Origin of the sequence: Sphingomonas sp. T1 (assembly GCF_902506585.1) — a bacterium.
In the GTDB taxonomy this organism is placed as follows: Bacteria; Pseudomonadota; Alphaproteobacteria; order Sphingomonadales; family Sphingomonadaceae; genus Sphingomonas; species Sphingomonas aerolata.
This window is the reverse complement of record NZ_LR733879.1, coordinates 24,312-30,663: the sequence shown is the minus strand read 5'-3', so window position 1 is coordinate 30,663 and position 6,352 is coordinate 24,312. Positions and strand designations below refer to the sequence as shown.

General features: G+C 63.5%; 9 protein-coding genes. All 9 read right to left on the bottom strand.

Annotated elements, in window-relative coordinates:
* Positions 1-615: DsbA family protein (locus GV027_RS18265; RefSeq protein ID WP_159513088.1), on the bottom strand; the 615-nt coding region annotated here is incomplete at its 3' end.
* A 2-nt stretch (positions 616-617) separates the two neighbouring features.
* Entirely contained in the window at positions 618-1,244 is a 627-nt protein-coding gene (locus GV027_RS18260) for a DsbA family protein (RefSeq protein ID WP_159513087.1), read from the bottom strand.
* Positions 1,241-2,020, bottom strand: a complete 780-nt coding sequence (locus GV027_RS18255) for a TlpA disulfide reductase family protein (protein WP_236559371.1) — start codon at positions 2,018-2,020, stop codon at positions 1,241-1,243. Before GV027_RS18255 ends, GV027_RS18260 begins: the two co-directional genes overlap by 4 nt.
* A 29-nt stretch (positions 2,021-2,049) precedes the next feature.
* Positions 2,050-2,832, bottom strand: coding sequence for a sulfite exporter TauE/SafE family protein (locus GV027_RS18250; RefSeq protein ID WP_159513085.1), 783 nt, complete (start codon positions 2,830-2,832; stop codon positions 2,050-2,052).
* Entirely contained in the window at positions 2,829-4,061 is a 1,233-nt protein-coding gene (locus GV027_RS18245; protein ID WP_159513084.1) for an NAD(P)/FAD-dependent oxidoreductase, read from the bottom strand. Before GV027_RS18245 ends, GV027_RS18250 begins: the two co-directional genes overlap by 4 nt.
* Positions 4,058-4,492: a TIGR01244 family sulfur transferase gene (locus GV027_RS18240; protein ID WP_159513083.1), complete on the bottom strand. Its 435-nt coding sequence runs from the start codon at positions 4,490-4,492 to the stop codon at positions 4,058-4,060. Before GV027_RS18240 ends, GV027_RS18245 begins: the two co-directional genes overlap by 4 nt.
* Before the next feature lie 18 nt (positions 4,493-4,510).
* A complete protein-coding gene (locus GV027_RS18235) occupies positions 4,511-4,936 on the bottom strand; it encodes a DUF6691 family protein (RefSeq protein WP_159513082.1) in 426 nt (141 codons plus the stop codon).
* Positions 4,936-5,373 (bottom strand): YeeE/YedE family protein, encoded by a 438-nt coding sequence (locus GV027_RS18230; RefSeq protein ID WP_201302701.1) that lies wholly within the window; start codon positions 5,371-5,373, stop codon positions 4,936-4,938. The genes GV027_RS18235 and GV027_RS18230 overlap by 1 nt, the downstream gene beginning before the upstream one ends.
* Positions 5,373-6,290 carry an MBL fold metallo-hydrolase gene (locus tag GV027_RS18225; protein ID WP_159513090.1) on the bottom strand — a complete coding sequence of 306 codons (918 nt, stop codon included), beginning with the start codon at positions 6,288-6,290 and terminating at the stop codon, positions 5,373-5,375. Before GV027_RS18225 ends, GV027_RS18230 begins: the two co-directional genes overlap by 1 nt.
* Positions 6,291-6,352 lie beyond the last annotated feature (62 nt).

Below are 6,352 nucleotides of genomic sequence, written 5' to 3'. Positions count from 1 at the left end.
CAACCGTTCAAAATCACCCGCTTCGATTGCGCCCATCACCAGCATGCGTCCGGCAAGAAAGCCCGGGGTGCCGGCCAAACCGATCGAATAGGCCTCTCGGCCGTTCGCCCGCAGGCGTGCCGCGACAACCTGTGCATGCGTATCAAGCCAGGTCGTCGCGCGCAGCCAGTCCCCGCCAGCGCCGGTGACAATGTCCCTCAGCATGTCGTCGTCGATCAAACGACTGTCGGTCATCAGCTGACGATGAACGGCCGGGTAGATGCCCTGTTCGGCACAGGCGAGCGCAACGCTCGCGGCGCGTTCGGACGGGGGACCGAAGATCGGCCAGTCCTTGTAGATAACCCGAACCTTGCCATCGCGTCGCACCGCCTCTTCCAATGCGGGGAAGGCGTGACGACAGGCCGGGCAACGATAATCGGTGAACACGGCAAGTCGCAGCGTGGCATTGGCAGGGCCGTATTCAGGCGAACCGCTGCCCGCCAGAATCAGGTCAGCGGTCGGACCAACGTCCCGACCGATCGGCGCTGTGCGTCGCAGCACCTGTCCCACTGCCCAGCCAGTCACGACGACGGCTCCAAGCCCGACTGCCTGCCTGCGATTGAGCGGCTCTGGCATGTTTAGCGAGCCTGAGGCTTGCTGCGCGCCGTTGCGACAAGCCGGCGTAGCGTCGGCAGATCAACCGCGCCGGCCACCACTTGTGAGCCGACGATCAGCGCCGGTGTTCCGTTGAACCCGATCGCTTGAGCGATAGCGTTGGTACGAGCGAGGAGCGCATCGATTTCTGCACCGCGGGTCTTCAGATCGCGTTGCAGACGTGGCCAGTCCACCTTGGCTTTCGCGGCAGCGGCCTTGATCCCGGCACTGTCGAGCCGTGCCGGCGAGGTCAGCAACGCCTCATGAAAGGCGGCATGCTTGCCCTGCCACTGGCTTGCGACCGCAGCCCGTGCGGCTTCCCGGGATGCAGGGCCAAAGATCGGCCAGTCACGATAGACGATCCGTACCTTCGGATCGGCCGCGACAAGCGCGTTCAGCACCGGCTCCATTCGCCGGCAATAGGGGCAATTATAGTCGGAAAATTCAACGACGGTGACGTCATAGGCTGAGCCGGCACGCTTCGGAGCAACGGGATCGTCGACGACGGCCTTGCGCGACAGATCGAGTTGCTGCGCGACTGCTGGCATTGTCGGCACGGCGACGGCGAGCAACGCCAGAAAGCTGCGAGAGAGAAGGTTGCGTCGGTTCATCGGTGTTTCCTTGCCATATCGATCCCATTAGCGAGGGCGGCGCGTGACAGCTCGCCAAGCTGGAGCTGCACGATCGTTCCGTCCGCAGCGACGAAGGCGGTTGCGGGATAGCCAGCGACTTCGAGGGCTTGGGAAAGCCCACGGGCAGGATCGAGCGCGACATTGCTCACGCCGATGCCTTCACGGGTAAGAAACCCGGTGACGATTGCTGGAGCTTCACCCTGATCTGCGAGCAGGATCGGCACATCCCGATTGCGTGTTGCCGCGGCGTCAAGCATCGGCAGCTCGCGCCGGCACGGCCCGCACCATGTCGCCCATAGATTGAGGACGAAGGGGCGGCCTCGGAAACGTTCAAGCGGAAGCGGAGCCCCGGATGGCGTCGTCAACGTTAGATGATAGGGGAACGGACCGTAGGTCACGGGCGGGATAAGCGCTTGGAGCGTGAACCACAGGCCAGCCGCTATCGCCAATGCGCCCCAGCCCACCGCCAAGGCGCGTGTTCGGCCGAGTTGGAAGGCCAGCATGGCCGAAGCACCAATGATGCCGGCGATGGCGGAGAAGCCGCCCTGCCATACAGCAAAAATAGATAGCGGGGCCTCAGCATAGCTCGCCCAATGTGCCGCGACATAGCCGATCCGCGCCGCCACCAGTCCAGCGACGATGGCACTGGTTGCGACCGTGGACACCCGCGGGAAGCGGAACCGCCCTGCCAAGGTTGTCAGCCCCAGGAACACGACGATGCATAGCACCGCCAGTCCGCGGTCGACCGCCATCATGATCGGTCCGATGGCAATCGCGCTCCCCATCAGAGAAATGCGCCTGCGCTCTTCCAGAGCATGTAAGCTGCCACGACGAAGATCAGCACCGCGAAGACGGTGGTAAGCGTTCCGCCCGAGCCAAGGCGCTTGGCGATGCGTGTGCCGATCAACCCGCCGACGACCCCGCCGCCAATGAAGACGAAGGCAAGCGGCCAGTCGACCAGCCCGGAGAATGCATAATTAGCGGCGGTCGTCAGGCCGAAGGCGGTGACAGCAATCAACGACGTGCCGACAGCGTTGAGGATCGGCATACCCGTTGATCCGATCAGGCCCGGAACGATCAGGAAGCCACCTCCGATGCCGAAAAAGCCTGAAAACAAGCCCGTCCCAAGGCCGTAGCCTAGCACCTTGGGTGCCTTCTCCCGGTTACATTCCGCACCGGGATTACCTGCATCACCCCGCCCGCGAAGCATCAGGACGCCGACGACGACCATGACAAGCGCGAACAGAAAGAGCAGCTTGCCGCCATCGACGGCCTTGCCAACGGTGGACCCCAGCAGCGCACCGATGACGCCCGCTGTGGCGTACATGCCCCCGCACCGCCATTTTACGGTATGAGCCTTGGCATGACCTATCAGACCGGTCGCGGCATTGGCTGCCACGGCAAACGCGCTTGTGCCGATGGCAAGGTGCGCATCGGGCACGCGCACCAGATACACCATCAGCGGTACGGCGAGGATCGAGCCTCCGCCGCCTACGAGGCCAAGAGTGAATCCGACCAGGCTGCCCGAAAGGGCGCCAAGCAGATACTGGATCGGTTCGAGTGTCATGCTGCCTTGCCGATTTCATGCGGGGTGGCCATCCACTCGCGGCCCTTCAGCATGCCCTGCCAGTAGATTGGGGGCAGCATGCGCTCCTTCAGGAACCAGGCGGCGCGCGTGGGACGCGTTCCGTCGAGCAGCCAGGATGGAAAGCTGGGCAGCAGCTTTCCGCCATAGCCGAACTCGGCGAGGACGATCTTACCGCGTTCGACTGTGAGAGGGCATGAGCCGTAACCATTATAGTCGGCAACGGGGGGTCTGCCATCGAGCGCGGCCAGCGCGTTGACCGCGACTACAGGCGCCTGGACGCGAGCAGCAGCGGCCGTCTTGGCGTTGCTGGTGCCAGCGGCATCGCCAAGGCCAAAGACGTTTTCAAATCTCTTGTGCCGCAGCGTAGTCTCGTCGACCTCGACGAAGCCGTTCGCGGCCGCGAGCGGGCTATTGGCGACAACGGTATGCGACACTTGAGGCGGAACGACGTGGAGCATATCGAACGGGCGTTCGATCCGTTCGGAAAGGCCGTCCTGCTTGCGCTCGAACGTGGCGACACGACGATCGGCATCGACCGCGACCAGATTGGACTCAAGCCTGAGATCGATGCCATACTTCTCGACATATTCCATCAGCGCCGGGACGTAGGTCGGGACCCCGAACAGGGCGGCGCCTGCGTTGTGGAATTCGACATCGATCGCGGGGAGGACACCGCAGTCTCGCCAGATATCACATGAGAGATACATCGCTTTTTGCGGTGCGCCGGCGCACTTGATCGGCATCGGTGGCTGCGAAAACAGCGCCCGCCCCTGCTGTAATTCCTTGACGAGCCGATAGGTGTAGGGCGCCAGGTCATAGCGATAGTTGGAGGTGACACCGTTGCGACCGAGGGATTCTGGTAGCCCCTCGATCTTCTCCCATGCCAGGCGCAGCCCGGGCGCCACTATCAGGACGTGATAACTAATCGAGCTTCCGTCTCCGATCTGTATCGCGTGGCGGTCGGGGTCGATGGATATCGCGGGCAACCGTATCCACCGGACGCCCTTAGGCATCACATCGGCCTCGGCCTTGCGGGTTTGCTCGGACGTGAAGACGCCGGCCCCGACCATCGTCCAGCCAGGCTGGTAATAGTGGTCCGTGGCCGGATCGACGACCGCGATCGTCACTTTGGCGTTGCGCTTCAGAATGCTGGAGGCGGTCGCGATGCCGGCGGCACCGCCCCCAATGATGACGATGTCGTAGGTCATTGATCCACCCTCTCGGAACGGCGCTTCAGCGCAGGCGTCAGATCGGCAAGGTCGTACCCGGCTGCCTTTGCCTGGCCGATGATCGTCGCCGAATCGGCGCGATCGGCCTCGGCCAATGCCCACAATGTCGCCGCGCGCGTCCCGCTGCGGCAGAAGCCGAGCGTCGGCTGTGGCAGCGTGGCCAGCGCCTCCTTCATGCGATCCGCATCGGCGTCAGTCGCTTTGCCCGGTACGATTGGAACATGCGCAAACGCGAGACCGTGTTCGCTGGCCAATCGAGCCATTACTTCCGCGCTTGGCTGGCCCGTCTCCTCGCCGTCCGGGCGGCTTGAGATGATCGAGCGATATCCTGCCTGCGCGGCAGCGGCGAGGTCGGCTTGCGTCAGCTGGGGGGCGGCAGAGAAGGACGAGGTGATCTGCTTGAAAGCCATGTGATGTCTCCTGTCTGATCAGGCCGAACGGCGGGAAGTGAATGCAAAGCGGTGGACGGCAGCGCCGAGGGCCATTGCGGCGATGAAGACCAGTGCCGGCAGAGGCTGGATCGCCAGTGCGGCAATGGCAGGGCCTGGGCACAATCCGACGATGCCCCAGCCTATGCCGAACAAGGCCGCACCGCCGATAAGGCGTCGGTCGATCGGCGAGGTGGCAGGTGTGTGGAATTGTTCGGCCGCAATCGGGGTCGAGCGGCGCCGCACGACGAACCACGCTATCGCCATCGGCAGGATCGCGCCTGCCATGACGAACGCCAGGGTCGGGTCCCACGCGCCGGTGACATCGAGGAACGCCCGCACGCGCGCCGGATCGATCATTCCGGAGATGGCAAGGCCGGCGCCGAACAGCGTCCCGCTGGCGAGTGAAAAGAGGTTCTGGCGCATCACAGTATTACCCCGGACAGACGCATGATCGTGACCGTGACGACGCCGGTCGCCATGAACGTGGCGGTCGCGGCGATGGACCGGGGCGATAGGCGGGACAGGCCGCATACGCCGTGACCACTGGTGCACCCGGACCCGAGCCGCGTTCCGATACCGACGATCAGGCCGGCGACGGCGATCAGCGAAAGCGATGTCGGAAAGCTGGCCTTCACGCCTAAACTGGCTGCAGCAATACCCGCGCCTAAAGGCAGACCCGCGGTGAAGAACAGCGCGATGGCCCATGGTGGACCTCCATCGGTAAGACCCAAAACTCTCGCGAACATGCCGCTGACTCCGGCGATGCGACCGTTCCCCAGCAGCATGATGGCCGCAGCGACGCCGATCATCAGCCCACCGATGAAGCCTTCGAGCGGCATGGCATGGGGAAAGCCTGGCATCACAGCGCATCCAGCGGAATCTTGAGGTAGCGCGTGCCGTTGGCTTCCGGCTCCGGCAGATGACCACCGCGCATGTTCACCTGGATCGAGGGCAGGATGAGCTTGGGCATCGACAAGGTCGCGTCGCGCCTGGTTCGCATCGCGACGAAGTCATCTTCGCTGACCCCTTCGTGGACATGGACGTTGCCGACACGCTGTGCGCCTACAGTCGTTTCCCAGACATAATCGTCGCGCCCCACTGCCTTGTAGTCGTGGCAGAGGAATAGGCGCGTCTCGTCCGGCAGCTGCATGAGCCTGCGGATCGAGCGGAATAGCTGGCGCGCGTCGCCGCCAGGAAAGTCGGCTCGCGCGGTGCCGTAATCGGGCATGAAGAGCGTATCGCCGGTGAAGACTGCGTCGCCGATGATATAGGCCATGTCGGCCGGCGTATGGCCGGGCACATGCAGCGCAATGGCGTCGATGTTGCCAATGGCAAAGCGGTCGCCGTCCTCGAACAGCCGGTCGAACTCCGAGCCATCGCGCTCGAAATCTGTGCCGGCGTTGAAGATTTTGCCGAAGACGTTCTGGACCCGGATGATCTCACGACCGATCGCGAGCTGCCCGCCAAGCGCCTGCTGAAGATAGGGTGCCGCGGACAGGTGATCGGCGTGTGCATGGGTTTCCAGCAGCCAATCGACCGTCAGCCCCTGATCCCGCACGTAAGCGATCACTGCGTCCGCCGACGCGGTTTTGGTCCGGCCCGCTGCGGCGTCAAAATCGAGGACGCTGTCGACGATCGCAGCCCTTTTCGTTGCTGCGTCCCAAACGACGTAGGTCGCTGTGTTGGTAGGCTCATCGAAAAAGGACTGAACGACCGGCGATCCGGCCGTTTTTGCGCGTCTGATCTGGGTGGTGGCTTCGTTCAGAACCGAGTCCATGACCAATCTCCGTTTATCGATCTCACGTTTTATGTAGTTGTGTAATCGTATTGCGTCAACGG

Excerpts from the sequence above, each read along its gene's own strand:
- GV027_RS18260 (WP_159513087.1), bottom strand. The coding sequence starts at position 1,244 with ATGAACCGACGCAACCTTCTCTCTCGCAGCTTTCTGGCGTTGCTCGCC.
- GV027_RS18255 (WP_236559371.1), bottom strand. The coding sequence starts at position 2,020 with ATGATGGCGGTCGACCGCGGACTGGCGGTGCTATGCATCGTCGTGTTC.
- GV027_RS18250 (WP_159513085.1), bottom strand. The coding sequence starts at position 2,832 with ATGACACTCGAACCGATCCAGTATCTGCTTGGCGCCCTTTCGGGCAGC.
- GV027_RS18245 (WP_159513084.1), bottom strand. The coding sequence starts at position 4,061 with ATGACCTACGACATCGTCATCATTGGGGGCGGTGCCGCCGGCATCGCG.
- GV027_RS18240 (WP_159513083.1), bottom strand. The coding sequence starts at position 4,492 with ATGGCTTTCAAGCAGATCACCTCGTCCTTCTCTGCCGCCCCCCAGCTG.
- GV027_RS18235 (WP_159513082.1), bottom strand. The coding sequence starts at position 4,936 with ATGCGCCAGAACCTCTTTTCACTCGCCAGCGGGACGCTGTTCGGCGCC.
- GV027_RS18230 (WP_201302701.1), bottom strand. The coding sequence starts at position 5,373 with ATGCCAGGCTTTCCCCATGCCATGCCGCTCGAAGGCTTCATCGGTGGG.
- GV027_RS18225 (WP_159513090.1), bottom strand. The coding sequence starts at position 6,290 with ATGGACTCGGTTCTGAACGAAGCCACCACCCAGATCAGACGCGCAAAA.